The organism is Aeromonas sp. R10-1 (genome assembly GCF_040908465.1).
In the GTDB taxonomy this organism is placed as follows: domain Bacteria; phylum Pseudomonadota; class Gammaproteobacteria; order Enterobacterales; family Aeromonadaceae; genus Aeromonas; species Aeromonas caviae.
Genome location: NZ_JBFODT010000034.1, coordinates 114,199 through 139,511, shown reverse-complemented (window position 1 = coordinate 139,511; position 25,313 = coordinate 114,199). Strand labels below are relative to the sequence as shown.

Genomic DNA, 25,313 nt, shown 5'->3' with positions numbered 1-25,313 from the left:
GGTTGGCCACAAATCAGGCAGCGGCCTCCCTGACGCTGACCCTAATCGGTCGACTCAAGCCCTTTTTCTATCTTGTCCAGCAGTTGCTGCAACTGCGCTATCTCCGCCGGCGTCAGCAGGGAACACAGCCGTTCGTCGAGCCGTGCGGCCTCCTGCTCCCCCTGGTTGACCCGCTCGCAGGCCAGCGGGGTCAAGGCCAGACAGATGCTGCGTCTGTCAGTGGGATGGGGCCGCTTCTCGATGAGCCCCTGTTTCTCCATCTCCTGCAGCAGGCGCGTCACCTGCGCCTTGTCGCGGCCCGACCGCTGCGCGATGAGCTGCGGCGTGGCGGGATCCAGCGCATGGATCAGTTGCAGCACCTTGTAATGGAGGGGGCTAAGGGCGATCTGTTGTGCCCGGAAATGCTGCGTCATGGCGATTTTGTACTGATCGAGGATCCGGAACAGGCGGTTTGATAACTTCATGGTTGATAAAGTCAACTTAAAAGGGTTTAATTGATTTTATCAACCATATGAGCAAAAGCCCAGCCCGAGAGGAGATGAAAGATGCCACACACTTATCGTGTACAGGTCCAGGCGCTGGACCGCGAGGTGCCCCCGTTGCAGTTCGACTGCCAGAATCACGACGACATCTTTGCCATCCTGGCGCTCAGCAAGGGGAAGCTGGCCATGTCGGAGCAGGAACATCAGGCGTTTATCGTCGGGTTGAAGCTGTTTGGCGAAGTCATGATGCAGCATCGCAAAGAGGAGCTGTTCAAGGGGTTTCTCCCCCATTTCAAGCAATTCATGGGGCAACTGAAACGCACCGCCAGGGGAGAGGAGGCCGTGGTCGCCCCTTCCGAGTGACCCTGCCCTGACCCCAAGGGCGAGCGCTCCCGCCATCATGCCTGATGCAAAGGAAACCCCGAGGTTGTGATCCCGGTGCTGTCAAAGCGGCGACGGCCCGCTACACTGGCTGCTCGTTTCACGGAGGACCCATGACCCACAAGATCATTCTGGATACCGATCCCGGCATCGACGATGCCATGGCCATTCTGTTTGCCGAGGCGCACCCCGCCATTGACCTGCTCGCCATCACCACGGTGTTTGGCAATGCCACCATCGAAAACGGCACCCGCAACGCCCTCTGGCTCAAGCAAAAATATGGCATGAAGGCGGACGTGGCCCGGGGCGCCGCCGCGCCGCTGCTGCGCGAGCCCGTGGGGCCGACGACAGTGGTGCACGGCCCGAGCGGCTTTGGCGACGTCCAGGCGGGGGAGGTGACCCTCATCCCGGATCCCCGCCCGGCCTGGCAATACATCGTCGAGACGGTGAAGGCCCACCCCGGCGAGATCACGCTAGTGACCATCGGGCCCCTCACCAACCTGGCGCTGGCGCTCGAGGCGGCCCCCGAGGTAGCCGCCCTGGTGAAAGAAGTGGTCGTGATGGGCGGCGCCTTTGGCGTCAACGGCCATCGCGGCAACGTGACCCCCTATGCCGAGGCCAATATCCACGACGATCCCGATGCGGCGGACCGGGTCTTCACCGCCCCCTGGCCCCTGGTGATCATCGGACTCGACGTCACCCAGCAGAGCATCTTCACCGCCGACTATCTGGATGCCCTGCGGGACGATGCGGGGGAGCCGGGCCGCTTCCTGTGGGATGTCAGCCGCTTCTACCTGCGCTTCTATTCCGAGCGCATCGGCATGGCGGGGTGCCATGTGCACGATCCCTCCGCCATCGCCTATGTGATCGATCCTGCGCTGTTCACCCTGCGCAAGGGGCCGGTGCGGGTCATCACCGAGGGGCCCGCCATCGGCCATACCCTGCAAAAATTTGACGACACCCGCCATCCCCATGATGAGTGGGCCCACTGCCCGGCCCAGCAGGTCGGGGTCGCGGTGCGGGATCAGGCCTTGCTCGCCCTCTATCGGGATACCCTGGTGGCCTGGGGCAAGGGGCGCCGATAAGGCCCGGCAGTGAGTGAAAGCGTGATGGCGGCCGGGTCATGGTGAGGCGCCCCCGGTTATACTGGCGAACATCGGGTTGACGGGAGGAAGACGCAATGGCCTGGTTGTCTCTGTTGGTGGCGATAGCCCTGATCGGGTGGTTGATGACGCTGGGGCGCGGTGCCCTGTTCGAGGTCCGGCTCGCGCCGGGCAAGGTGGTGGTGAAGCGGGGCTCGGTGCCGCCGCGCTTTGTGACCCAGGCGACCCAGATCCTGCACCATGAGCCGGTGCGCGGGCGCATCCTGGGCCTGCGGGACGGCAACGGGGTGAGGCTGGTCTTCTCCCGCTCCATCCCCGAGCCCGTGGCCCAGCGCCTGCGCAATATCTTCCCCTACGGGGATTACCGGGGGCTCTCCCCAAGCCCTGACGGGCGAAAATCACGCTGAGCGGTCGCCGTGGCGACCCTCATTTCCAGACGCCGGGCCCTGTGCCCGGCGTCTGCGTTTTCAGGGTTTCGCCAGGAGGCTCTGTTGCGGTCAGCGCGGCCCTTGCAGGGGCCTGATCGCCTCGACCAGAAAGTCGATGAAGGCGCGGGTCTGGGGTTTGAGGAAGCGGCCGCCACGAAACACCGCGTGGATCTCGTCCTGGCGATCCTCGTAGGGGGAGGCGAGCCACTCTGGCAGCAGCGGCAGCAGGGTGCCCTCATCGATGCTTTGCTGCACCATCCAGCTCGACAGCAGCAGCACGCCGCACCCCGCGAGGGCGGCGCAGAGCAGGGGCGTGCCCCCGACCGAGGCAAGGTTGCCCTGCACCGCCACCTTCTCGCGCTCCGTGCCTTGCTGGAAGTACCAGTGCTGGCGTTGGCGCCCATGGCCGCGAATGAGGCAGTTGTGGTGGGCCAGCTCGGCGGGATGGGCGGGTTCGCCATGGCGGGCCAGATAGGCGGGGGAGGCGACCAGCAGCGAGCGGTTGGTGAGCAGATGGCGAGTGTGCAGGCTGCTGTCGGCGGGCTTGCCGATGCGCACTGCCACGTCCACGTTCTCGGCATCGAGATCCACCACGCGGTTGTCCAGCGCAACCTCCAGGCGCACCCCGGGGTAGCGGGCGAGGAAGTCGGGCAGGCGGGGAGAGAGCCAGGACGCGCCGAAGCTCTCGAACACCGAGACCCGCAGCGGCCCCTCTGGCGCCACCGAGAGGGGTTGCAGGGATTGCACCAGCTGATCCGCCTCCTCCAGCAGGGGCAGGGAGCGGGCGAGAAAATAGGCGCCCTGCTCGGTCAGCACCAGTTGGCGGGTGCTGCGCTTGAAGAGCGGGATCCCGAGCTGCTGCTCCAGGGCGTCGATGGCACGGGTCACGGAGGAGGGGGCCTGGTTGAGGGCGCGGGCGGCACGGGAGAAACTGCCCGATTCCACCACCTGGGCCAGGATGCGGATGCGATCCAGCATGGATTCACCTTTGCGATAAACGCAAAACTGTTGCAGGTTATGACGATATTCTAATCAACAATGAAAAAGTGAACAATCAGCTCACCGCCCCATCCGGGGTCCATCACAGGAGTCTTGCCATGTCACACCGTATCCAGCTCGCCAACCAGGTGCCCGCCGCCGTCTCGGCCATGATGGGCCTAGAGTCCTACCTCGGGGGCACCGACATTCCCCTGTCGCTCAAAGAGCTCATCAAGTTGCGCGCCTCCATGATCAACGGCTGCGCCTACTGCATCGAGATGCACGCCGACGTGGCGATGAAGCACGGGGAGAGCGCCCAGCGTCTGCTGGCGCTGGCCGCCTGGCAGGAGTCGCCGCTGTTCGACGCCCGGGAGCGGGCGGTGCTGGCCCTGACCGACGAGGTGACCCTGATTGCCGACAAGGGGCTCACGACGCAGACCTATGAGGCAGCGCTGGCCCAACTGGGGGAAACCCTGCTGGCTCAGTGTCTGGTGCAGGTGGTCACCATCAACGCCTGGAACCGGATCGCCGTGGCGACCCGGATGGAACATGATCACTCCTGACTCCGACTCCGAGGGAGGGAGAGAAAACGATTGTCAACGGGCCCGCACAAGGGCCCGTTTTGTTACGAAGTGTGCCTTCTGGCGCCAGGGGTTGCGACCGTTGTCGGGGGACGGGAAGTTAATCATACATTCGTTTGATTAATTATTTTTTTAATCTTCCCCGAAAAACACCCATCCAGATCAAGGTGTGGAGAAATGACCTGTGAGTCGAAAAGGGGCTGTATGGCTCTTTTTTGATCGCAATGGCGGGTTGAAAACAGACCAGATGGATCTTTTTGGTTAATTGGTGGTCACTTTTGGTGGCGCGAGAGATTAACGGAAGATGAATTGCCGCGGTGTAACTTGAATAAATTGGTCATTGTCAAGGGATTAACATCTGATACCGCTTTCCATCACCTTTTGAACATTTTTGGGATTAATTTTTCATGTTGTTCACATGCCGGTCTGATGCAATAAAATGCTGCATTTTTTTATACCAATAAGCCTTCAAAAGATGAGGACATTGCATGAGACTCTTTGATGTGAAGAGGGGCTTGGGCGCTTTGCTGCTGCTCGCGACCGCCAGCTTGCTGAGTGGCTGCGACATGGCACTGATGAGCCCCAAGGGGCAGGTCGGTATGGAGCAGAAGTCACTGATACTCACCGCACTCGGCTTGATGCTGATCGTGGTGGTGCCCGTGATTGTCATGGCGGTGGCGTTCGCCTACAAATACCGGGCGTCCAACACCAGTGCCACCTATGCGCCGGACTGGGCCCACTCCAACAAGATTGAGGCAGTCGTCTGGACTGTACCCGTCATCATCATCGTCATCCTGGCGGTGATCACCTGGAAAACTTCCCACTCCCTCGACCCCTACAAGCCGCTGGAATCGGACGTCAAACCGGTTCAGGTGGATGTCATTTCCCTGGACTGGAAGTGGTTGTTCGTCTATCCGGAGCTGGGCATTGCGTCGGTCAACGAGCTGGCCTTCCCGGTCAACACCCCGGTCAACTTCCGGGTGACCTCCGACACCGTGATGAACTCCTTCTTCATCCCGCAACTGGGCGGCCAGATCTACGCCATGGCCGGCATGCAGACCAAGCTGCACCTGATTGCCAACGAAGCGGGCGAGTACAAGGGCATCTCCGGCGGTTACAGCGGTGCCGGTTTCTCCGGCATGAAGTTCAAGGCCATCGCGACCCAGGACCAAGCCGGTTTCGACGCCTGGGTAGCCAAGGTGAAGGCCTCTTCCAAGGCCCTGAGCACCATGGATGAGTTCAATGCCCTGGCCAAGAAGAGCGAAAACCACCCGGTGGAGTACTTCGCCAGCGCCGATCCCAAGCTGTTCGTCAACATCATCAACAAGTTCATGGGCGGCATGTCCCATGGTGGTCACGCCACCCCGGCTGCGGGCTCTGCGGATCACGAGGGCATGAACCACGAGGCCATGAACCATGACGCCGCCCCGAAAGCGGGTGCCATGGACCACGAAGGGATGAACCATGAGGCCTCGCAAGAGGACGCCATGGAGAACCAGGCCATGAACCATGACGCCCATGCCGGACACATGGCCATGTCGGCCGACAAGAGTGTGAAAGCAGGATCCGAGGAATAATCGATGTTTGGAAAATTGACACTCGAGGCTATTCCGTACCATGAACCCATCATCATGGTCACGATAGCCGGTATCATTCTGGGGGGCCTGGCCATCGCCGGTCTCATCACTTACTACGGCAAGTGGCAATATCTGTGGAAAGAGTGGCTGACCTCGGTCGACCACAAACGCCTCGGTATCATGTATCTCATTCTGGGCATGGTCATGCTGCTGCGTGGCTTTGCCGACGCCGTGCTGATGCGTGGCCAGCAGGTCATCGCCTCCGGGGGTGGCGAAGGCTACCTGAATGCCCATCACTACGACCAGATTTTCACCGCCCACGGCGTCATCATGATCTTCTTCGTGGCCATGCCGCTGGTGATCGGTCTGATGAACATCGTGGTGCCGCTGCAAATCGGTGCCCGTGACGTGGCCTTCCCCTTCCTGAACAACCTGAGCTTCTGGTTCACCGCCGCGGCCGTGGTGCTGATCAACGTCTCCCTCGGGGTCGGTGAATTCGCCCAGACCGGCTGGCTGGCCTATCCGCCCTTGTCGGGGCTGGAGTTCAGTCCCGGGGTCGGGGTCGATTACTGGATATGGAGTCTGCAGATTTCGGGTTTGGGGACCCTGCTGACCGGCGTGAACTTCTTCGCCACCATCATCCGCATGCGTGCCCCTGGCATGACCATGATGCGCCTGCCGGTCTTCACCTGGACCGCCCTGTGTGCCAACATCCTGATCATCGCCTCCTTCCCGATCCTGACCGTCACCATCGCCCTGCTCACCGCAGACCGCTACCTGGGTACCCATTTCTTTACCAATGACATGGGTGGCAACATGATGATGTACATCAACCTGATCTGGGCCTGGGGTCACCCCGAGGTGTACATCCTGGTGCTGCCGGTGTTCGGGATCTTCTCCGAAGTGGTAGCGACCTTCTGCAAGAAGAAGCTGTTCGGTTACACCTCCCTGGTGTGGGCGACCGTGGCGATCACCGTGCTGTCGTTCATCGTCTGGCTGCACCACTTCTTCACCATGGGGTCCGGCGCCAACGTGAATGCCTTCTTCGGCATCACCACCATGATCATCTCCATTCCGACCGGGGTGAAGATCTTCAACTGGCTGTTCACCATGTACCGCGGTCGCATCGAGTTCACCTCGCCCATGCTGTGGACCGTCGGCTTCATCATCACCTTCACCGTGGGTGGCATGACCGGGGTACTGCTCTCCGTGCCGGCCGCCAACTTCGTGCTGCACAACAGCCTGTTCCTCATCGCCCACTTCCACAACGTCATCATCGGCGGCGTGGTGTTTGGCTGCTTCGCCGGTATCACCTACTGGTTCCCGAAAGCGTTCGGCTTCAAGCTGGATGACGTCTGGGGCAAGCGTGCCTTCTGGTGCTGGATCACCGGCTTCTTCGTGGCCTTCATGCCGCTCTACGTGCTGGGCTTCATGGGCATGACCCGTCGTGTCAGCCAGAACATCGATCCCGAGTTCCACGGCTGGCTGGTGGTCGCCGCCTGCGGCGCCGGTCTGATTGCCCTGGGCGTGCTGTGCCAGGTCATCCAGATCGTGGTCAGCATCCGCGACCGCGAGAAGAACCGCGACCTGACCGGCGATCCCTGGGGTGGCCGTACCCTGGAGTGGGCGACGTCCTCTCCGCCGCCGTTCTACAACTTCGCCATCGAGCCGAAAGTCACCGGTCTGGACGCCTTCTGGGAAGCCAAGGCTGACGGCAGCGCTTACAAGAAGCCTGCCCAGTATGCCCCCATCCACATGCCGAAGAACTCCGGTGCCGGTGTCATCATCGCCGCCTTCAGCGTGGTGTTCGGCTTTGCCATGATCTGGCACATCTGGTGGATGGCCATCGCCGGCTTCATCGGCATGATCGCCACCTGGATCATCCACAGCTTCAACGACGATGTGGACTACTACGTACAGGTTGACGAGATCGAGCGCATCGAAGGTCAGCATTTCGACAACATCAACAAGGTGGCTTAATTCCATGGCGACTGACGTACTACATCACTCTCACGGTGCCCATGAGGATGGGCACCACGATGCCGGTGCCACCAAGGTATTCGGTTTCTGGATCTACCTGATGAGTGACTGCATCCTGTTCGCGACCCTGTTCGCGACCTATGCGGTCCTGGTCAACGGCACTGCCGGCGGCCCCACCGGCAAGGACATCTTCGAACTGCCGTTCGTGTTCGCCGAAACCATGCTGCTGCTGCTGAGCTCCATCACCTTCGGGTTCGGCATGCTGGCCATGAACAAGAACAAGGTCGCGGCGGTCAACACCTGGCTGTTCGTCACCTTCCTGCTGGGTGCCGGCTTCATCGCGATGGAAATCTACGAGTTCCATCACCTGATCGTGCACGAGGCGGGCCCGGATCGCAGCGGTTTCCTCTCTGCCTTCTTCACCCTGGTGGGGACCCACGGTATCCACGTGACCAGCGGCCTGGTCTGGATCATCGTGATGATGGTGTCGATCACCAAGAAGGGGCTGACCGAGCGCAACCGCACTCGCCTGATGTGCCTGAGCCTGTTCTGGCACTTCCTCGACGTGGTATGGATCTGCGTCTTCACCGTGGTCTATCTGATGGGGGTCATGTAAATGAGTCATTCCGTTGACAATCACGGCGCCAGCCACGGCAGCGTCAAGTCCTACATGATCGGCTTCGTGCTGTCACTCATCCTGACCGCCGTGCCGTTCTGGATGGTGATGGACGGCTCCGCCTCCCACGCCGTGGTGCTCGGCACCGTGGTGGCCATGGCGGTGGTGCAGATCTTCGTACACCTGGTCTACTTCCTGCACATGAACACCTCCTCTGAGGAGCGCTGGAACCTGGTGGCACTGGTCTTTACCGTGCTCATCATCGCCATCGTGGTCGTGGGTTCCCTGTGGATCATGTACAACCTCAACATCAACATGATGGTTCACTGAGCGGGTTGATGATGATGAAGCAATACCTGCAAGTGACCAAGCCGGGCATCATCTTCGGCAACCTCATCTCGGTTATCGGGGGATTCCTGCTGGCCTCGAAGGGGAGCCTGGATGTGCCCCTGTTCATCCTGACCATGGTGGGGGTGTCACTGGTGGTGGCCTCCGGTTGCGTGTTCAACAACTACATCGACCGGGACATCGACTGCATCATGGAGCGCACCAAGAACCGCGCCCTGGTGCGGGGGCTCATCGCCCCCGGTGTCTCCCTCTGGTATGCGACGGCGCTGGGCGTTGCGGGCATTGCACTGCTCTACTTTGCGGCCAATCCGTTGGCCGCCTTGCTGGCGGTGCTGGGCTTCCTGGTTTATGTGGGGGTCTACAGCCTCTACATGAAGCGCCACTCGGTCTATGGCACCCTGGTCGGCAGCCTCTCCGGCGCCGCGCCGCCGGTCATCGGCTACTGCGCGGTGAGCGGGCAGTTCGACTCGGGGGCCCTGATCCTGCTGGCGATCTTCAGCCTGTGGCAGATGCCGCACTCCTATGCGATCGCCATCTTCCGCTTCAAGGACTACCAGGCCGCCAATATCCCGGTGCTGCCGGTGGTGAAGGGGATCCCGGTGGCCAAGCTCCACATCACCCTCTACATCCTGGCGTTCATGGTGCCGACCCTGATGCTGTTCCTCGGCGGCTACGCCGGGTACAAGTATCTGGTGGTGGCCACCGCGGTGAGCGTCTGGTGGCTGGGGATGGCGCTGTCGGGCTACAAGGCGGCGGTGGACGACTCCCTCTGGGCGCGCAAGCTGTTCATGTTCTCCATCGTCACCATTACTTGCCTGAGCGTGATGATGTCGGTGGACTTCCAGCCGGACGCAGCGCCTGTATTGGTGAGCATGCTGCCCTGACGCTGGAGCTGACATGTTCTCCATCGTCGTCATCATCTTCACTTGCCTGAGCGTGATGATGTCGGTGGGCTTCCAGCAGGACGCAGCGCCGGTGCTGGTGAGCATGCTGCCCTGATAGTGTGAACTGCACCCCTGAAATGCATGAAATCCAGAGCCGGGAATCTTCCCGGCTCTGCTATTATGGGCGCCGCCCTACGAGGGGCATCGCCGATTTTTCGGGGCGGCCGTGCGCCTGTCACCCCTTTCTTTCTCTCTTCTTTTTGACTCATCGAGGCCCTCATGAATGATTTCACCATGACGAGGGGCGAGCGACGCGCGACCTGGGCGCTCGGCTCCGTCTTCTCGCTGCGCATGCTCGGCATGTTTATGGTGCTGCCGGTGCTGACCACCTACGGCATGTCCCTGGCGGGCGCCTCCGAGGCGCTCATCGGGCTTGCCATCGGCATCTACGGCATGACCCAGGCCCTGTTCCAGATCCCCTTCGGCCTGCTCTCCGACAAGGTGGGGCGAAAGCCCCTCATCGTCGGCGGCTTGCTGATGTTTGCCCTTGGCAGCGTCATCGCCGCCCTGAGCGACGCCATCTGGGGGGTCATCGTCGGGCGCGCCCTGCAAGGGAGCGGCGCCATCTCCGCCGCCGTCATGGCGCTCCTGTCGGATCTCACCCGGGAGCAGAATCGCACCAAGGCCATGGCCTTCATCGGGGTGAGCTTTGGCATCACCTTCGCCATCGCCATGGTGACCGGCCCCCTCATCACCCATGCCCTGGGCTTGTCCGGCCTCTTCTGGCTCATCGCCCTGCTGGCCCTGGCCGCCATCGCCATGGTGCTCTGGGTGGTGCCGACCCCGGCGGCCCACCTGCAAAATCGCGAGTCCGCCATGGTGCGAGGCAGCTTTCGTACCGTGCTCACCAACCCTCGCCTGCTCAAACTCAACCTCGGCATCCTCTGCGTCCACACCCTGCTGATGTCGAGCTTCGTGGCCCTGCCGCCCCTGCTGGAGCGTGCCGGGCTGCCCCGTGACAGCCAGTGGCAGGCCTATCTGGTCACCATGCTGATCGCCTTCGTGAGTGTGGTGCCCTTCATCATCTATGCCGAGAAGCACCGCCAGATGAAGCGGGTCTTCATCGGGTGCGTGGTGGTGATGCTGGCCGCCGAGCTGGTGCTCTGGCAGAGCGGCCAGCAGCTGTGGGGTCTGCTCGCCGGGTTGCAGCTCTTCTTCATCGGCTTCAACGTGATGGAAGCGCTGCTGCCGTCTCTTATCAGCAAGGAGTCCCCGCCGGGCTACAAGGGCACCGCCATGGGGGTCTACTCCACCAGTCAGTTCCTCGGGGTCGCCATCGGCGGCAGTCTCGGCGGCCTGCTCTACAGCCTGGGGGGTGGCCCCCTGGTGTTTGGCGGTTGCGCCGCCCTGGCCCTCGCCTGGCTCGGGGTGAGCCTCACCATGGCCGAGCCCCCCTATGTGAGCAGCCTGCGCATCGTGCTGCCGGAAGGGGTCGAGGCCACCCCGGCCCTGGAGCAGCGGATCCGCGCCTGCGAGGGGGTAAGCGACGTGCTGCTGGTGCGCGAGGAGCACTCCCTCTACGTGAAGGTGGACAGCAAGCGCCTGACCCGCAGCGATCTGGAGCGGCTGGTCTCGTTGTGATGGCTGGCTGCGCGGGGCGGCGCAGAGCGCGGGCTGATGGGCGGCTGCTATGCTGAGATCCTCACTCACAGGAGGAACCTCTGATGTCATACGTGGACGGATTCGTGCTCGCCGTGCCGACGGCCAACAAGCAGGCCCTGATCGATCATGCGGGGCAGTTTGACCCCATCTTCCTCGAATACGGCGCCACCCGGGTGCTGGAGTGCTGGGGGGACGACGTGCCCCACGGCAAGCAGACCGACTTTTACCGGGCGGTGGCGGCCAGGGAGGATGAAACCGTGGTCTTCTCCTGGGTGGAGTGGCCGAGCAAGGCGGTGCGGGACGACGCCATGGGCAAGATGATGCAGGACCCCAGGATGGACCCCGCCAATCCCCTGCACCAGACCATGCCGTTTGACGGCGCCCGCATGATCTTCGGAGGCTTCACCACCGTGCTGGAGCTCAAGGGCTGATACCCCGCCAGCGCCAAAAGCCCGCCTGGTCTTGGAGGGCTTCACCATTGTGGCTGGAGCTCAAGGGCTGAGACCGGCCATCGGGGCTTCACCCTGGTGGCCGGAGGGCAAGGGCCGATAGGGACACCCAGGCCCGTCAGCGAGACCCAGGCCCATCAGATGATGAAAAAGCCCGCCAGCCGGCGGGCTTTTTGCTGGGCGTTATCTCATGGTCGTTCTCCATGGGGGACGTTCAGCCCGGGCGCCAGAAGGGCTTGTCCCCGAGAATGGTGGCCCTGTGCATCACCCGGCGGGCCGGCAGGTAGTCAGCATTGGCATAGTGCTGGGTCACCCTGTTGTCCCAGATGGCGATGTCGTTCTCCTGCCAGCGCCAGCGCACCTGAAACTCGGGGCGGGTGATGTGCTCGAACAGAAAGCCGAGCAGGGCGTCGCTCTCTTTGGGGGGCAGCCCGGGCAGCCGGGTGGTGAACCCCTCGTTGACGAACAGGGCCTGACGGCCGCTCACCGGATGGGTACGGATCACCGGGTGGCGCAGGGGCGGGTGACGGGCCACGGCCGCCTGCCAGCGCTGGCGCGCCTCCTCGCTGTCATCATGGCGATGGGCCGGGAAGGACTTGGTGAAGTCGTGCTCGGCTTCCAGCCCTGCCAGCAGGGTTTGCAGGGGAGGGGAGAGGGCCGCCAGCGCCGCGATGCCGCTGGCCCAGAGGGTGTCCCCCCCGGTGGGGGGCAGCTGCTTGGCGGCCAGAATGGCCAGTGCCGGGGGCGTCTCGATAAAGGTCACGTCGGTGTGCCAGTTGTCGTTGTCCGGCGGATTGTCATCGTGGGTATCGAGCACGATGATCTCCTCGGCCTCCTCCGTGTGGGGGTAGACGGGGTGGATGTGCAGATCCCCGAAGCGGTTCGCCAGCGCCCGCTGGGCTCGCGGGGTGATGGGCTGGTTGCGAAAGAACAGCACCTGGTATTTGAGCAGGGCGCGATGGAGCTGCTCGAACTGCCCCTGGCTCAGGGGCTCGGCCAGATTGACGCCGGCGATGACGGCGCCGATGTGGGGGCCGAGGGGGGTAATGGTCAACTTGTCGGTCATGGTCTTGCTCCATGTCTGGGGGCGTGAAGGCCCGATACCAATAGGAAAGGGAGGCGAAGAATAGCGGTCAGCCTGTGGCTCATTGTCCTTCTCCATGCCAGGGAGTGAGCTTGCGCTGCAGGGCGCGCAGGCCCAGTTCCAGTACGAAGGCGATCAGGGCGATCACCAGGATGCCCGCCAGCACCACGTCGGTGGCGAGAAACTCGCCGGCGGATTGCACCATGAAGCCCACCCCCCGGGTGGCGGCGATAAGCTCGGCCGCCACCAGGGTGGACCAGCCCACCCCGAGCCCGATGCGCAGCCCGGTCAGGATGTCCGGCAGGGCGCCGGGCAGGATCACGTGCCAGAGCACCTGGGACCGGGATGCGCCCAGCGCCTGGGCCGCCCGCACTCGCACCGCGTTGGCGCTCTGCACCCCCGCCAGGGTCGCCAGGGCCACGGGCGCGAAGATGGCCAGATAGATGAGCAGTACCTTCGATGTTTCACCGATGCCAAACCAGATCACCATGAGTGGCAGGTAGGCGAGCGGCGGCACCGGGCGGTAGAGCTCGATGAGGGGATCCAGCACGCCGCGCACCGTGGGGGAGAGCCCCATGGCGATGCCCACCGTGATGCCAAAGCACGCCGCGGCAGCGAGCGCCACCAGGATGCGCCCCAGGCTGGCCCCCAGGTGTTGCCACAGGGTGGCATCCATAAAGCCCGTTGGGCCTGCGATGGTGATGAGCTGTGCCAACACCCGCTGTGGGGGCGGCAGGAACAGGGGGTCGACCCAGCCGAAGTGGGCCACCAGCCACCACAGGGCCAGCAGCACGATCAGGGTGGCGAGGCTCAGGGTCAGGCGGCGGGACAGGGGCCAGCCCGCTGCCCGTGCGTGGGTGAGATCCCGTTGCCGGGCGAGGGCGAGGGTCATGCGAAGGCCTCCCGCTCTGCGAACACCCGTTCCAGCACGTATTCACGGCGCTCGATGAAGGCCGGATCGGACTTGATACTGCGGCAGGGCTCCCCGGCGGCGAAGCGGCGACCGAAATCCAGGGTCAGCCGCTCCGTCACCCGCCCGGGGGAGGGGGAGAGCAGCACCAGATCGGTGGCCATGAAGATGGCCTCCTCGATGTCGTGGGTGATGAGCAGCACCTGACGCCGGTGCTCGTGCCACAGGCGCAGCAGCAGAGTCTGCATCTGCTCCCGGGTGAAGGCGTCCAGGGCGCCGAAGGGCTCGTCCAGCAGGAGCAGGCGGGGTTGGGTGGCCAGGGCCCGGGCGATGCCGACCCGCTGGCGTTGGCCGCCGGAGAGCTGCCAGATGGCGCGATCGCCGGCCCCCTCCAGCCCCACCTGACGCAGCAGTGCCTGGGCCTGTTCGGTGCGTTCGGCACTGGGCACACCCGCCAGCTGCAGGCCGAGGGCCACGTTGTCTCGCACGTTGCGCCAGGGCAGCAGCCCCTCGCTCTGGAACACCACGCCGCGCTCGGCGCCGGGGCCGGTGACCGGCTTGCCCTCAAGGCTTATCTGGCCGTGGTGGCAAGGCTCGAAGCCCGCCACCAGGTTGAGGAGGGTCGTCTTGCCCGAGCCCGAGGGCCCCAGCACCACCATCAGCTCCCCCTCGGACAGGGAGAGGTTGATGTTGTCGAGCACCCGCCTGCCGGCGTACTCGGCGGACACATGAGAGAGCTGCAACATGGTCGTCTCCTTGGATTTACTGGGCCACGGCTTTCACGAAGCGATCGGTCACGAACTGGCGGTAGTCCGAGGCGGCGTTCGCGACCTTGCCCTGGCTCTCGAGGAAGCGGGCGGTGTCGATGATGGTCTGGTTGACGAGGCGCCCGAGCTCGGCGCTCTGGGCCTTCGCATCGAGGTAGGTGTTGCCCTTCACCAGCGCGGGAACGTCCGCCTCGGGAACACCGCTCAGCTTGGCCAGCTTGGCGAGGTTGTCCGGTTTGGTGAGCCAGCCGTCGGGGTTGGCCAGGTAGTCGCGCTGGGCGGCCAGGGTGCTGTTCACGAAGGCCTGCACCACTTCGGGGTGGGCCTTGGCAAAGTCCTTGCGCACCACCCAGACGTCCAGAGTCGGCGCCCCCCAGTCACCCACCTGGGCGGAGTCGGTCAGCACTTTGCCCTCCTTGGTGAGCTGGTTGAGGGCGGGGGCCCAGACATAGGCGCCGTCGATGTCGCCCCGCTGCCAGGCGGCGATGATGGCCGGTGGTTGCAGGTTGACGATCTGCAGCGTCGCGGGGTCGACGTTCCAGTGCTTGAGGGCTGCCAGCAGGCTGTAGTGAGTGGTGGAGGTATAGGGCACGGCGATGCGCTTGCCCGCGAGATCCTCGGGTTTTGCGAGCCCCTGCTTCACCACCAGGGCCTCGGACTCCCCGAGCTTGGAGGCGAGCAGGAACACCTCGATGGGCAGGTTCTGGCTCGCCGCCACTGCCAGGGGGCTGGAGCCGATGTTGCCTATCTGCACATCGCCGGAGGCGAGCGCCCGCACCACGCTGGCGCCGCTATCAAACTTGCGCCAATCCACGGTAGCGCCGCTCTCCCTGGCGAAGCTGTTGTCGGCCTGGGCTACCTTGGCAGGTTCGGCGGAGGTCTGGTAGGCCACGGTGACGTCGAGGGCCTGGGCGGACTGGCCGAGCAGCATGGAGGCCGCGAGCCACAGAGAGATGCCTTTTGCTGTCATGATGCACTTCCTTGTTGGGGGTGTTGGAAGCCACATCTTTATCTGAACATCCCCGGTGGCGAAGGAACGAGAAGGGTGCTCTCATGCCGTTTGGTTCTTAGAAAAAGAACGGTAAATCAATGATCTGATTGAGATATGCCAGAAAGTGGATAGCTTGCTCACCCGCCGTCTATCGGGTGGCTGGCGCAAGGGGCCAGCAGGTGCGTGCAGGGGCCAGCCACCAGGGGGCGCAGTGACTGGTAGAGGGAAGAGAGGAAAAGGCCCCGCCAGGGTGGCGGGGCCGGGGGATCAGCGCTCCACCAGCGGGGCCGAGCGGTAGCTCCACAGGCCATAGGTGCGCAGGGCGTCCCGGTAGATGCCAAGCAGCTCCTCCGGGCTTGCCTTGGTCAGGGCCGACAGCGGCTTGTCCGGGTAGGCGACGCTGTCGATGCGGATGTTCGCCGGGCCGCTCTGCCAGCAGGCGATTTCCAGCAGGGTCTGGCCCCGGCGCACATGGCTCGCCGAGCTCACCAGGGTGGCGAACTCAATCTCGTGGCGGGCGAGGGCATAGCCGCTGTAGAGGGCGTTCTCCACCGTGCTGGTGGCGTAGTTCTCCTCGATGATGCGGGAGCGGTCGATGCCCTTTTTCGCCAGCCAGTCCGCCATCAGCTTGCCCTCGGTCTGGCGGTTCTGGGGCACGCCGCCGGTGAGGATGACGAGGGCCGCCGGATCGGCCTGGGCCAGGGCGCGGGTGGTCTCGAGGCGTCCCAGCAGAATGTCGTGCATGGAGCCATCGGGATTGAGGGCATAGCCCAGGGTGACGATGGCGCGGCGCCCCTTCTTCTCGCCCCGTCCCTGACGCTCCTTGAGGGGGGTGGCGACCACCCTGTCCACGGTGGCGAACAGCCGCTGCAAGTCGGCGGCGCGACCGGCATTGAGCTCGCCGACCCGCTTGAGGTAGCCATCGGATTTGGCCTGGTTGCCCTTGAAGCGCTGCCAGGTGGCCAGATAGGTGTTGATGTCCAGATCGTCCGGGGCGGCGGTGAGGGCCTGCTCGAACAGGGCGATGGCCCTGTCCACGTTGCCGTTGTAGATCTGGGCGTTGGCCGCCGAGATGAGCAGATCGGTGCGATAGGGCTCGAGCTGGTGGGCCTCCAGCAGCAGGGTGGTCACCTGCTCCATGTTGCTCGGCATCTTGGCGGTGAAGCCCGCATCTGAGACCCGGGCAGGGGAGTGGAAGATGCGGGCGGCGTCTGCCAGCAGTTGATCCACCACCTGGCGCTTGCTGATGAACTGCTCGTAATTCTGCTCCTTTTGCAGGGAGCGCACCGGGGCGGCCCAGGCATCGGATGAGACAACGAGCGGCAGCGTCAGCAGGCTGGTGAGGGTCAGGGCAATCGCGGTTTTCTTCATCATGGGGCTCCCTGTGGGGTGCGGGGCGCGATGCCGTGGCTCGTCCCCTGAATGCTTTTCCAATAAAAACAGATGTTTGGTTTGCTGCCTACTCTACTCCCTTCCCGATGAAAAAAACGTGAACCGTTCCGGTTATCCCGATGGCCCCCCTCAGCGCAGCCCCAGACGCGCCTGCAGGAAGGCCAGCCAGGCCTCCACCTTGGCGGGCAGGTGGCGGCGCTTGGGATAGACGCACCAGATGCCGTGCTCGGGCAGGGCATGGTCTGGCAGGACGGGCACCAGCCGCCCGATGGCGAGATCCCGCGCCACGATGAAGTCCGGCATGTTGCCGATGCCAAGCCCCGCCAGCAGCGCGGTGTGGATGGCATCGCTGTTGTTGACCTCGAAATTGCCCCTGGGGGTGATGGCCACCTCTCCTTCGGGCCCGTGCAGCCGCCACTGGGTGCCGCCGCGAAACAGGGAGTAGAAGAGGCAGTTGTGGCGCTCGAGATCCGCCGGGGTGCGGGGCGTGCCGGCCTGCGCCAGGTAGGCGGGGGCGGCGCACAGGGTGCTGAGACAGGGGGCGAGGCGGCGGGCGACCAGGCTCGAATCCTCCAGCTCGCCGATGCGCACCGCCACGTCGAACCCCTCGGCCACCAGATCCTGCCGGGCGTCGCTCATCTCTAGCTGCAACTGCAGCTCGGGGTAGAGGGCGAGAAACTCGGGGACAAGGGGGGCGATGTGGCGCCGGCCATAGACCATGGGCACCGTCACCCGCAGCAGGCCGCGGGGGGCCGATTGCAGGGCGCCGATGGCATCTTCCCCGTCGTTGGCCAGGCGCACTGCATGGCGCACCGTCTCGAAGTAGCGCTCCCCCGCCTCGGTCAGGGTGAGGGAGCGGGTGGTGCGATAGAGGAGCTGGCAGCCGAGGGCCTGCTCGAGCTGGCTCACCTTCTTGCTCAGCACCGACTTGCTGAGGCCGAGCTGACGGGCGGCGCCGGAGAAGGTGCCCGACTCCACCACGGCGACGAAGGCGGGGAGCAGGGCGAAGGCTTCCTGGTTCATGTTGTTCTCGATATGGAAACAATGTTGTTCCAGGAGGGTAGATTATCCCCAAATCAAAAACAATTTACCCTGCTCGTCAGTTCAACCAAGGAGCAACCCCATGATCCCCCCGCTTGTTGACCGCGGCCCCGGCCGCCCCGCCCTCGGCCAGACACTTGGCCAGACCCTGGGTGCCCTGGCCGCCTTCGCCGCCGGCCTGCTGCTGGCGCTGATGATCGCCCAGAACGGCGCCCTGTCCCGCGCCACCGACCCCTGGCTCGCAAGTTGGCTGGCCCACGGGGTCGGCAGCCTGGTGGCCGGGCTCCTGTGGTGGCTCTCCCCAAGGCCCCCGACGCCGGAGGCGGCCCCGCCCTGGGCCTGGCTCGGCGGTCTGCCGGGGGCGATCACCGTGGTACTGGCGGCCCTGTGCCTCAACTCGCCCCTCGGCATGGCGGGCACCCTGGCCCTGCTGCTGCTCGGCCAACTGCTGTTTGGTGCCCTGTGCGATGGCCTCGGCTGGCTCGGACTGGCTCGCCGCCGCGCCTCGGGAAAAGACGCGCTCGCCGCCCTGCTGGTGATGGCAGGCGCCCTGCTTATCGTGCTGCATTAGGAGAGACACCATGACCTTATTGATCCTGCTGGGACTGCTGAACGGCGTGGCGGTGAGCCTGTCGCGCACCCTCAATGGCCGCCTCGCCAGCGCCCGGGGCGCCATGACGGCGTCCCTTGCCAACCACCTGCTCGGCTTCGGGCTGCTCGGCGTCCTGCTCATCCTCAAAGGGGCACCCTGGGAGCTGCTCGCCGGGCTCGATCCCTGGCTGCTGCTCGGCGGCGTGCTGGGGGCGCTGTTCGTCGCCATCAGCAGTTGGGCCATAGGCCGGGTCGGCGCCCTGGCCTGCGCCCTGCTCATCGTCACGGGCCAGCTGGCGGGGGGCGCACTGCTCGATGCCCTGGCCGGACGGCTGGCCGCGAGCGATCTGCTCGGCATCCTGCTGGTGCTGGCGGGGGCTGCGCTGCAACGCTGGCAGGGCGGCAAGCCGCGCTCCCGAGGGTGAGTGATGCGGTGATGGCCTGGGTAAACCGGCAGGGATGACAAGAGTGTCGCCCTGCCTGGATGCCAAAGGTGGCTCGCCAGCCGGATCAGGGCCCAGATGAAAAGGAAAAGGCGAAAGAAAGGGAAGGAAAGGAAGAAACAGGAAGGCAAAAGAGAGCAAAGAAAGAGAGGCTGCCTGTAACCCTGGGCCAGCCCAAAAGCAGAACACCGGCGCAAGGCCGGTGTTCTGAACAGCATGGCGGCGGGCCCGGCGGGGCGCGCGGTCAGGGCCGCTTAGGCGTAGAAAGCCTCGACGGTGCCCTTGACGGTGATCAGCATGGGGTTGCCGTAGCGATCCTTGGCCTTGGGGGAGGGGATCTTCACCCAACCTTCGCTGATGCAGTACTCCTCGACATTGGTGCGCTCCTTGCCGTTTACGCGAATGCCGATCTCGTGCTCGAAGCACTCTGCCACATGGTGCGGGCTGCGCGGGTTGGCCGCCAGACGGTCGGGCAGTGCAGGTTTGTTGTCGCTCATTTTATAGACCTGAGTGTGATAAAAAGTGGGTCATTGTAGGCAATGCCCGTCATGGGCTCAAGGCTGCGTCTGCGCAGCCTTGAGAATCTGTGATGAGGTCGGTCAGGAGGCGCGCCAGGCCTTGATCCTGCCATAGGTGGTGCCAGCCAGAGTGACAAGAAACATGACGACATAGCTTAAGAGCGGCGGGTCGAAATAGAGATCCTCCGGCAGGCTGCAAAGATAGAGGAAGGCAACCGCCAGAAGCGGTGTCAACAGAAGCTGGATAAGTGTTTTTGTCATGGGGCGATTCACTTACTGGATGCGAAATATGGAGGAGCAGGTGCTTGTCGCGAGCCTTTCGCTGCGTTAATCAGCCATGCCAGTTGGTGTAATTCAACGATGGGTCTTCTTCTTCGGGCATTCTATTTTGTCACGTGCGTGCTATTTTGCGATTCCGGTCTGGCGAGGAGTTGCCTTGTCACTCCGGTAGTTGAGATAACCATGCGACAAACCATTCAGCAGGCATGGAGGCAGACTCTTTATTCAACGCAACGTGGATATCCCAGTTCGTTTCTACCTCCGCGAGGATGGGCATCACGGCATCAATCTCTGCGGGGGCATCTATATCAGCGTATTTGTTCCAGAAAGCCTCACACCAGTGAGCAATGGACTCATGATGGTGAGGTGCACTTTCTGGATGGGCGCCCCATGTCAAAACCTGTTTTACATTGTCTGGCGTAAATGCCAGCTGTATTTCATCGGGCATATTGCTTTACCTGCAACATCAGGTGTGGTGACGATGGTTGATATTTCTAGTGGCACAACGTGGCGTGGGGAATTCATTTGCACCAAGACATTCTTTTCTTCATTAGAACTGGGACACCCATCTTTTTTATGTTGGCGTATACTACGCCAGGCTCAGAAAGATGGGTGTCCAAAATTAAATTAAAAAATCAAAACTACGAGCAGTTAAATAACGCCACATTCAGCGAATTGTTCGCTGCAATGCTGTGTTATGCTTCGACTCCAAGAATAACTTCGGATAGTGCTCCTGCTATTTCCTTAATACTGCTAATTGATGTATTTAATGCGACTTTATCTGCAAGAGCTGGGCTGAATCTAATAACCTCATCCTTCGAAACTTTATGCCAGATTGGCAATATCATCTTATGCCCATTCATTTCTCTAGCAACCATTGAGTCTAATTCATACTGAGTCCAGTTTTTTGAACAAAAAGCAGCAGAAAGAATCACTGTACCGAACTTAGACTTTATCAAGCCATGATCAATACTTTTCCGCAAACTGTCACCAACCTTTAGTGTAAATTCATCATACCAAACTTTAATCCCCATATTTTCTAGAGTTTCAGCCAGAGGTCGGACAAACTCCTCTTTATCTTCTGACGCATGAGATATAAACAGGTCGTATTCAATATCTGGAAGGTCACTTAAAACACCGACATCCTTTTTAATATTAGAAACCATTTCGCTAGTTCTACGAATCTCAGCCTGGAGCTGTTTTTGATGAGATAATTGTTCTCTTTGTTGTTTCTTTTCCAAATCAGCTATTTTCTTTCACGCTCTTCTATAGTTGCTTGTTTTTTTCGCTCTTTCTCTTCTTCTTTTAGAAGATCTTGCTTTAACTTTAGCAAGCTGCCTTCTTTATCTGATAGTTTCTTATAAAGATCAGCTTTTTTAACTTGAATTTTTACTATCTCACTATTCTTTCGATCAACTTCTGCCGCTTTACTCTTCAGAGTAGAAACTGGAGTACTTTTGGTAATACTTCGATTTATCTGACCAATTCGATTGCTACAATCACTTTCTTTTTTTGTTTCTAAGCTAATTTTATGATGAAGATCTGCTATCTCCTTTTGAAGTCTAGAGATAGAGCTGTTTATTGTTGAAATTGACATTCAAACTCCCTTTTATATATTCCCAGCTTTGGGGCAGACTTGGAGCCGCGCAGCGGCGGAAAAGCCGTCTCAGCACCTAAGGGGCGACAACAGCCGATTGTTATATGATTTCACTTTTTTGACCACCCATGCTGTTCTGCAATGATTTGCCACTGCGGTTTCTTGGATAAGACACACACTTTACAATAATCCGCCAGCGCCTTGAATGGTGGTTGACTTAGGTTGCACTGCACTTTCTGCCCAGAGATTTTCCTCGACGCAGCAGTTCTTTGTGCTTGAACCAAATTATCTAAAACCGGCTTTAGAAAAGAATGGAGCGTAGAATCATCGGTAGAGATGAAAATTTTATTTAGTTTATTTTGGATAGAAGCGATTGTTGCCAAGCTAGTACATGCTTCTATAACTTTACTGTATTCATTTGCCATCTTGGCTCTCCCTATTCGAGCTCAAAAATTCATATAATGCTGTCATAAGCGGTGCGAGCTTGCGAGCGCCCGGCGACTGAAGGGAGCGAATTTAATGGCCTTATTATGCACTTTGTAAGAACTCTTCGTTGAAGTTCAAAAATCTTTCTTGTGAACCAACCTTGAATCCAAAATTAACATCAGCCCCCCAGATGAGGGTGAAAACCTTATAAGCCTCTTTAACTACCCCTTGAAATTCTGCTTTGAAGTCTGGCAGTTCAAACGGTTCTGGGTATCCATCTTCTGTTAAGTGTGCAATATATCTATTTCTATGCTTTGTCTTTATTGTATTTATAGAGTTGCGAAAATTTTTGATTGCTTCATTTAAAGCTCGTTTCTCTTGAACTAATCCTGGAAGTTTATTAATTGCCTTTTTTGCAGCGTGAAAAGAGACTTTAGACTTGTCTTCGTCAAGCTTACATAAGTGCATAATTATCTCATTTGAAATAGCGCGTAGAGCCGTGACCTCCTCCAGTAGAAAATACCTCGAGCTTTTTCGAAACCTCTCCCCGAGATTGTCAAACTTTTCGCGATAGCTGTATAGGCTTAGGCACAGCTGATACATTTCTCCCTTTAATGGGATAAAATCATTTTTTAAGGTCTCGGTTAACATATGCTCTCACATGCATAACAGTGATTAGATAGAAGGCGGCACTAATCCGATAGCAGAGCTTTCCATATAACACTGCTCTGCCCTGATAGTTGCCACGAAAAAGAAAATTAAATCAAATATTACCAGTCTGACTCTGGCATCTTGGAGTGTTCAATGAACGGTTCCGATAGCGTTACCGTAGCGACGGTATAAAGAAACAATTCGACGTTGGATATGTTAACTGACGGCAAGGCTACCGCCCCTGAGTTACAGCCCCCAGTCTGCTGCCTGTTACCTGTGAGATAGCAACCATCGCTGTCATGACGTTCTCCCTAGAGACGGAGTGTCGATTGCCATCTTAAGGGGCCGGATTGAGACATGGAAAGAGGAGATTGATAAAAATCTCAACTGGTTCAATCAATTAGTGAGCAACTGTCGTTCTAGTTGGCTGTTGGGTGAGCATAATAGAGGGAATTCCCCTCACCCCAACCCTCTCCCGGGGGAGAGGGGGCTTGTTTGCGGTTAGACGGGAGCTGAGGGCTGGTACGGTTTTGATCCCCCTCCAAGCTGCCGAGTCGAGCTCAATGGGTCAGGAGCGCCGTCAGGGATGACGGCGCAGTCGCAGTTGGTACAGGGATGTACCATCTGCGGCGTTCCGTCCGACCCAAAGAGTGAGGCGAGGGAAACCGCCGTAGGCGGGCGGCTTGGTGGGGGAGAAGACCTTTGGTGACTTTGGGTCTTTCCAAAGTTACTCGCCCCAGCCCGAAGGGCGGGCGAAACCCCGTCGAGGACGGAGTCCTCGCATCCTGCGTGGCAAAGCCACGCCATCAGGGGCATTCGCAGGATTGGGAGTTCGGATTAACTCCACTCGGATCGCGAACGTCCGAATACGCGACCCTATTCGAACCTTACGGGCATCCATCAAATCGATAACCTTCGGGGAACCCTGACTCCCCTCACCCTAGCCCTCTCCCAAGGGGAGAGGGGACAAAGACGTCGGGAGCGGCAGCAAGCAGGAAAGAGAAAGGGAGCCTATCAGGCTCCCTTTTTTGCAGACATGGCCAATGGCATGTGGCTTATGCCGCCCCTTATCGATTGGTCGCGGCCTTCATCCCTTCCACAAACTCTTTCAGACGAGTGAGCATATGCTCCGGGTTCTGGTGGTGGGTCTCGATGATCTTCACCACGGCGGAGCCGGAGATGGCACCGGCGGCGCCAGCGGCGATGGCCTCGCGCACCTGGGCCGGTTCGCTGATACCAAAGCCGAGCAGGGCGGGGGGGGCGTTGAACTCGCGCAGGGTGTTGATGAGGCCCTCCACCGGCATGCCGGCCTTGGTCTCGGCACCGGTCACGCCGGCGCGGCTCACCAGATAGGTGTAACCGGAGCCGAGCTCGGCAACGGCCTTGAGCGTCTCGGCATCGCCGTTGGGCGGGGCGATAAAGATGCTGTCGATGCCGAACTTGTCGGCGGCCGCCTTGTAGGGTTCGCACATCTGCACCGGCACGTCCGCCACCAGCACCGAGTCCACCCCTGCCTGCTGGCACTTCTCGTAGAAGCCGTCGATGTGGCGCACATAGACCAGGTTCGCGTAGACCAGGAGGCCAATGGGCAGCTGTGGGTACTTGGCGCGGATGCGGGCGAGCAGGCCGAAGCAGTCGTCCGGGGTGGTGTGGCTGGCAAAGGCACGCAGGGCGGCACCCTGAATGGTGGGGCCGTCTGCCACCGGATCGGAGAAGGGAATGCCGAGTTCGAGGGCGTCGGCGCCCCCTTCGACCAGGGCATCAACGATGGCCAGTGACAATTCGGGGGTGGGGTCACCCAGCATCACGAACGGCACAAAGGCGCCCTGATTGGCTTCGTCCAGACGGGAGAAGAGTTGTGCGTAACGGTTCATGACAAGGTTCCTTCTTTCTCGAAAATGTCGGCAACGGTGAAGATGTCTTTGTCGCCACGGCCGGAGAGGTTGACGATGAGCACCTGCTCTTTTTCCGGTTCACTGCGGGCCATCTTGAGGGCGTGGGCCAACGCGTGGGAGGACTCCAGCGCCGGGATGATCCCTTCGGATTTGGCCAGCTCCTGGAAGGCGTCCAGCGCCTCCTTGTCGGTCACCGAGGGGTACTCGGCGCGGCCGATGGCGGCCAGGTGGGCGTGCTGGGGGCCGACGGAGGGGAAGTCCAGCCCCGCCGAGACGGAGTAGGACTCCTGGATCTGGCCCTGGTTGTCCTGCATCAGGAAGGAGTGCATGCCAAAGAAGACCCCCTTGCTGCCGTGACCCAGCGGCGCGCCATGCTCGCCGCTCTCGATGCCGTGACCACCCGGCTCGACCCCGATCAGGCGCACGGAAGGCTCATCGATAAAGTCCGCGAACATGCCGATGGCATTCGAGCCGCCGCCGACGCAGGCGATCACCGCATCCGGCAGGCGCTCCTCCTTCTCGAAGCACTGGGCCTTGGCCTCTTCCCCGATCATCTTCTGGAACTCCCGCACGATAGTGGGGAAGGGGTGGGGGCCAGCGGCGGTGCCGAGCAGGTAGTGGGCGGTTTCATAGTTGGCAGCCCAGTCCCGCAGCGCCTCGTTGCAGGCATCTTTCAGGGTGCTGGAGCCGGAGTGCACCGGGATCACGGTGGCACCCATCAGCTTCATGCGAAACACATTCGGCTTCTGGCGCTCGCAATCCTTGGCCCCCATGTAGACCCGGCACTTGAGGCCGAGCAGGGCGCAGGCCAGCGCCGTCGCCACACCGTGCTGACCGGCGCCGGTCTCGGCGATGATCTCGTGCTTGCCCATGCGCTTGGCAAGCAGGGCCTGACCCAGCACCTGGTTGGTCTTGTGGGCGCCGCCGTGCAGCAGGTCCTCACGCTTGAGGTAGAGGCGGGTCTTGGTGCCCTTGGTCAAATTGCGGGTGAGGGTGAGCGGCGTCGGGCGACCGGCGTACTCGGTCAGGAGCGCCTGAAACTCGGCGATGAAGGCCGGATCATCCTTGGCATCGACAAAAGCCTTCTCCAGCTGGAGCAGGGCGGGGATGAGGATCTGGGGCACATACATGCCACCAAATTCACCGAAAAACGGATTGAGCAGGGTCATGGTTATCTTCCTTTACATTCTGCAATTGAGATCAGGTATGAGCCTTGGCGGGCTGAGGCGTATGGCTGGGGCACATACATGTCATCGACG

29 protein-coding genes and 1 pseudogene are annotated in these 25,313 nt (G+C 61.1%); 13 read left to right on the top strand and 17 right to left on the bottom strand.

Annotated features, from left to right (window positions below):
• Positions 1–41: 41 nt before the first annotated feature.
• The gene (locus AB5Y93_RS17215) at positions 42–464 is read right to left on the bottom strand and encodes a MarR family winged helix-turn-helix transcriptional regulator (RefSeq protein ID WP_050498310.1); all 423 of its coding nucleotides are present in this window, start codon (positions 462–464) and stop codon (positions 42–44) included.
• An 81-nt stretch (positions 465–545) separates the two neighbouring features.
• On the opposite strand from AB5Y93_RS17215, the gene AB5Y93_RS17210 reads away from it, so the two are divergent.
• The 3 genes from AB5Y93_RS17210 (at position 546) to AB5Y93_RS17200 (ending at position 2,373) form a co-directional block, all read left to right on the top strand.
• Positions 546–845 carry a DUF3861 domain-containing protein gene (locus AB5Y93_RS17210; protein WP_042014216.1) on the top strand — a complete coding sequence of 100 codons (300 nt, stop codon included), beginning with the start codon at positions 546–548 and terminating at the stop codon, positions 843–845.
• Positions 846–976: 131 nt separating this feature from the next.
• Positions 977–1,948 (top strand): nucleoside hydrolase, encoded by a 972-nt coding sequence (locus AB5Y93_RS17205; RefSeq protein ID WP_041213226.1) that lies wholly within the window; start codon positions 977–979, stop codon positions 1,946–1,948.
• Between the two features lie 95 nt (positions 1,949–2,043).
• Positions 2,044–2,373 carry a DUF3634 family protein gene (locus tag AB5Y93_RS17200; RefSeq protein ID WP_039039207.1) on the top strand — a complete coding sequence of 110 codons (330 nt, stop codon included), beginning with the start codon at positions 2,044–2,046 and terminating at the stop codon, positions 2,371–2,373.
• A gap of 90 nt (positions 2,374–2,463) precedes the next feature.
• On the opposite strand, the gene AB5Y93_RS17195 is transcribed toward AB5Y93_RS17200, so the two are convergent.
• Positions 2,464–3,372: a LysR family transcriptional regulator gene (locus tag AB5Y93_RS17195; RefSeq protein WP_109422027.1), complete on the bottom strand. Its 909-nt coding sequence runs from the start codon at positions 3,370–3,372 to the stop codon at positions 2,464–2,466.
• 119 nt (positions 3,373–3,491) lie between these two features.
• Here AB5Y93_RS17195 and AB5Y93_RS17190 point away from each other — a divergent pair, with 119 nt between their 5' ends.
• From AB5Y93_RS17190 to AB5Y93_RS17155, 8 genes and pseudogenes are all read left to right on the top strand, one after another.
• Positions 3,492–3,935 carry a carboxymuconolactone decarboxylase family protein gene (locus AB5Y93_RS17190; RefSeq protein ID WP_010673680.1) on the top strand — a complete coding sequence of 148 codons (444 nt, stop codon included), beginning with the start codon at positions 3,492–3,494 and terminating at the stop codon, positions 3,933–3,935.
• 506 nt (positions 3,936–4,441) lie between these two features.
• Positions 4,442–5,530, top strand: a complete 1,089-nt coding sequence (cyoA, locus tag AB5Y93_RS17185; protein WP_080767819.1) for a cytochrome o ubiquinol oxidase subunit II — start codon at positions 4,442–4,444, stop codon at positions 5,528–5,530.
• A 3-nt stretch (positions 5,531–5,533) separates the two neighbouring features.
• Entirely contained in the window at positions 5,534–7,510 is a 1,977-nt protein-coding gene (gene cyoB, locus AB5Y93_RS17180; protein WP_041211612.1) for a cytochrome o ubiquinol oxidase subunit I, read from the top strand.
• Positions 7,479–8,126: pseudogene (locus tag AB5Y93_RS17175) on the top strand (cytochrome o ubiquinol oxidase subunit III); the annotation flags it as partial. The gene cyoB and the pseudogene AB5Y93_RS17175, both read left to right, overlap by 32 nt.
• Positions 8,127–8,456: a cytochrome o ubiquinol oxidase subunit IV gene (locus AB5Y93_RS17170; RefSeq protein ID WP_010673684.1), complete on the top strand. Its 330-nt coding sequence runs from the start codon at positions 8,127–8,129 to the stop codon at positions 8,454–8,456.
• Positions 8,457–8,464: 8 nt separating this feature from the next.
• On the top strand, positions 8,465–9,358 hold the full coding sequence (cyoE, locus tag AB5Y93_RS17165; protein ID WP_010673685.1) for a heme o synthase: 894 nt from the start codon (positions 8,465–8,467) through the stop codon (positions 9,356–9,358).
• Between the two features lie 279 nt (positions 9,359–9,637).
• The gene (locus tag AB5Y93_RS17160; protein ID WP_041213223.1) at positions 9,638–10,999 is read left to right on the top strand and encodes an MFS transporter; all 1,362 of its coding nucleotides are present in this window, start codon (positions 9,638–9,640) and stop codon (positions 10,997–10,999) included.
• Positions 11,000–11,082: 83 nt separating this feature from the next.
• Positions 11,083–11,451: a DUF1428 domain-containing protein gene (locus AB5Y93_RS17155; RefSeq protein ID WP_010673687.1), complete on the top strand. Its 369-nt coding sequence runs from the start codon at positions 11,083–11,085 to the stop codon at positions 11,449–11,451.
• A gap of 232 nt (positions 11,452–11,683) precedes the next feature.
• Here the strand turns inward: AB5Y93_RS17155 and tauD are convergent, their stop codons facing one another.
• The 6 genes from tauD to AB5Y93_RS17125 form a co-directional block, all read right to left on the bottom strand.
• Positions 11,684–12,535: a taurine dioxygenase gene (gene tauD / locus AB5Y93_RS17150; protein WP_069785310.1), complete on the bottom strand. Its 852-nt coding sequence runs from the start codon at positions 12,533–12,535 to the stop codon at positions 11,684–11,686.
• 79 nt (positions 12,536–12,614) lie between these two features.
• Positions 12,615–13,445, bottom strand: a complete 831-nt coding sequence (gene tauC, locus AB5Y93_RS17145) for a taurine ABC transporter permease TauC (RefSeq protein WP_368229918.1) — start codon at positions 13,443–13,445, stop codon at positions 12,615–12,617.
• The gene (gene tauB / locus AB5Y93_RS17140) at positions 13,442–14,209 is read right to left on the bottom strand and encodes a taurine ABC transporter ATP-binding subunit (RefSeq protein WP_042014207.1); all 768 of its coding nucleotides are present in this window, start codon (positions 14,207–14,209) and stop codon (positions 13,442–13,444) included. Before tauB ends, tauC begins: the two co-directional genes overlap by 4 nt.
• A gap of 16 nt (positions 14,210–14,225) precedes the next feature.
• Positions 14,226–15,200 carry a taurine ABC transporter substrate-binding protein gene (gene tauA, locus AB5Y93_RS17135; protein WP_042014206.1) on the bottom strand — a complete coding sequence of 325 codons (975 nt, stop codon included), beginning with the start codon at positions 15,198–15,200 and terminating at the stop codon, positions 14,226–14,228.
• A gap of 288 nt (positions 15,201–15,488) precedes the next feature.
• A complete protein-coding gene (locus AB5Y93_RS17130) occupies positions 15,489–16,592 on the bottom strand; it encodes an ElyC/SanA/YdcF family protein (protein WP_368229949.1) in 1,104 nt (367 codons plus the stop codon).
• Between the two features lie 150 nt (positions 16,593–16,742).
• A complete protein-coding gene (locus AB5Y93_RS17125) occupies positions 16,743–17,636 on the bottom strand; it encodes a LysR family transcriptional regulator (RefSeq protein WP_368229917.1) in 894 nt (297 codons plus the stop codon).
• A 100-nt stretch (positions 17,637–17,736) separates the two neighbouring features.
• Between AB5Y93_RS17125 and AB5Y93_RS17120 the strand changes: the two genes are divergently transcribed.
• Entirely contained in the window at positions 17,737–18,225 is a 489-nt protein-coding gene (locus AB5Y93_RS17120) for a DMT family transporter (RefSeq protein WP_368229916.1), read from the top strand.
• Between the two features lie 10 nt (positions 18,226–18,235).
• Positions 18,236–18,670, top strand: a complete 435-nt coding sequence (locus tag AB5Y93_RS17115; RefSeq protein ID WP_368229915.1) for a DMT family transporter — start codon at positions 18,236–18,238, stop codon at positions 18,668–18,670.
• 272 nt (positions 18,671–18,942) lie between these two features.
• Here AB5Y93_RS17115 and AB5Y93_RS17110 read toward each other — a convergent pair whose 3' ends face one another.
• The 9 genes from AB5Y93_RS17110 to trpB all read right to left on the bottom strand — a co-directional run bounded on the left by AB5Y93_RS17110 (position 18,943) and on the right by trpB (position 25,223).
• Positions 18,943–19,185 (bottom strand): DUF3297 family protein, encoded by a 243-nt coding sequence (locus tag AB5Y93_RS17110; RefSeq protein WP_010673692.1) that lies wholly within the window; start codon positions 19,183–19,185, stop codon positions 18,943–18,945.
• A 102-nt stretch (positions 19,186–19,287) separates the two neighbouring features.
• Complete coding sequence (locus AB5Y93_RS17105; protein WP_043155546.1) at positions 19,288–19,467, bottom strand: hypothetical protein; 180 nt, start codon at positions 19,465–19,467, stop codon at positions 19,288–19,290.
• A 178-nt stretch (positions 19,468–19,645) separates the two neighbouring features.
• Positions 19,646–19,933 (bottom strand): hypothetical protein, encoded by a 288-nt coding sequence (locus AB5Y93_RS17100; RefSeq protein ID WP_081396122.1) that lies wholly within the window; start codon positions 19,931–19,933, stop codon positions 19,646–19,648.
• A 247-nt stretch (positions 19,934–20,180) separates the two neighbouring features.
• On the bottom strand, positions 20,181–20,726 hold the full coding sequence (locus tag AB5Y93_RS17095; protein ID WP_368229914.1) for a TIR domain-containing protein: 546 nt from the start codon (positions 20,724–20,726) through the stop codon (positions 20,181–20,183).
• A 5-nt stretch (positions 20,727–20,731) separates the two neighbouring features.
• Positions 20,732–21,082: a hypothetical protein gene (locus tag AB5Y93_RS17090; protein WP_368229913.1), complete on the bottom strand. Its 351-nt coding sequence runs from the start codon at positions 21,080–21,082 to the stop codon at positions 20,732–20,734.
• Positions 21,083–21,192: 110 nt separating this feature from the next.
• Entirely contained in the window at positions 21,193–21,507 is a 315-nt protein-coding gene (locus AB5Y93_RS17085; RefSeq protein WP_133280070.1) for a hypothetical protein, read from the bottom strand.
• Positions 21,508–21,610: 103 nt separating this feature from the next.
• Positions 21,611–22,159, bottom strand: coding sequence for a hypothetical protein (locus AB5Y93_RS17080; protein WP_368229912.1), 549 nt, complete (start codon positions 22,157–22,159; stop codon positions 21,611–21,613).
• A gap of 1,067 nt (positions 22,160–23,226) precedes the next feature.
• Positions 23,227–24,033 carry a tryptophan synthase subunit alpha gene (gene trpA / locus AB5Y93_RS17075; protein ID WP_368229911.1) on the bottom strand — a complete coding sequence of 269 codons (807 nt, stop codon included), beginning with the start codon at positions 24,031–24,033 and terminating at the stop codon, positions 23,227–23,229.
• Positions 24,030–25,223 (bottom strand): tryptophan synthase subunit beta, encoded by a 1,194-nt coding sequence (gene trpB, locus AB5Y93_RS17070; protein ID WP_010673695.1) that lies wholly within the window; start codon positions 25,221–25,223, stop codon positions 24,030–24,032. The genes trpA and trpB overlap by 4 nt, the downstream gene beginning before the upstream one ends.
• Between the last annotated feature and the right edge of the window lie 90 nt (positions 25,224–25,313).